Here is a 1,062-nt window from a genome sequence, read left to right on the forward strand (position 1 = left end):
ACGACCTCGTGCATGGTTGCAGATCCTTGAGCATTGATGATCGTTGTTCGCGTCATGGTGGGTGCTGCGATCTTGACGAACCGGCGGTTGACGGGCCTGTCCCGCTCCGTGATTGAGGACCTGGTCACCGAGCTGGAGCCGCGGTGGCGGGCACAGCACCATGACCGGCTCGGTGCGCGAACCCGCCGTCGCCGCATCGGAGCAGGCGCCAAGCACCGGTTCGAGTTCGTTGACCGGCTGCTGGCCACCTTGGTCCATCTCCGCCACGGGCTGACCCACGACGTCGTGGCCGCCTGGTTCGGTGTCCACCGCTCAACGATCAGCCGCAGCATCGCCGAGATCCGCCCGCTACTGGCCGAACGCGGCTGCCTGGTGCACGACGGCGTCCGGCTCCGGACCCTCTCCGACGTGGTGGCCTACCTCGGACACCACCCGCAGGCGTTGATGGACGCCACCGAAGTCCGCGTCCGTCGGCCGATCGCGGGTCGACCAGGTCGAGACCGGTTCGTGTCCGGCAAGGCCCGACTCAACACCATCAAAGCCCTGGTGATCTGCGATCCGCTCGGGCGGTTGCTGTTCTGCGGAGAGACACGTCCCGGCTCCATGCATGACCTCACCCAGGCCCGCACCGCCGGCCTGGTCGACCTTCTCCTGAACGCACCCCTGGACGTTCAGATCCTCGCCGACGCCGGCTACCAGGGCCTCGGCACCGACACCAACGGCGCGGTCATCACCCCCAGGCCCAAGCCACGCAAGCGTCAAGCCTCCCTGCCACCGAGCGTCATCGCCGCCCACGAGGCCTCCCGTAAACGGCACTCCTCCCAGCGCATCCGGGTCGAGCACGCCATCGGACATCTCAAGAACTGGCGAATCCTCGGCCGCTACCACGGCCGCCGCGATTCCTTCGACACCAGCGTGCGCGCCATCGCCGGGCTCCTGTCCGACCACCAACACACCGACCGCACCGAACACCACCCTCGACGAATCCGTGCCCTACCCGCCGCACCCCACCAACGATGAGACGGCACAGATCCTGCTACCGCCAACCACGCACGAGGTCGT

Annotated in this window: 2 protein-coding genes; one reads left to right on the forward strand and one right to left on the reverse strand. The window is 67.6% G+C overall.

The features are described 5' to 3' along the window. Nucleotides 1-309: hypothetical protein (locus tag ACLQ2X_RS28365; RefSeq protein ID WP_425684135.1), on the reverse strand; the 309-nt coding region annotated here is incomplete at its 3' end. Between ACLQ2X_RS28365 and ACLQ2X_RS28370 the strand changes: the two genes are divergently transcribed. Beyond that, complete coding sequence (locus ACLQ2X_RS28370) at nt 286-1,020, forward strand: transposase family protein (protein ID WP_425684136.1); 735 nt, start codon at nt 286-288, stop codon at nt 1,018-1,020. The two genes, ACLQ2X_RS28365 and ACLQ2X_RS28370, sit on opposite strands and share 24 nt — an antisense overlap. Nucleotides 1,021-1,062 lie beyond the last annotated feature (42 nt).

The organism is Micromonospora sp. DT31 (assembly GCF_049841795.1).
Taxonomy (GTDB): Bacteria; Actinomycetota; Actinomycetes; order Mycobacteriales; family Micromonosporaceae; genus Micromonospora.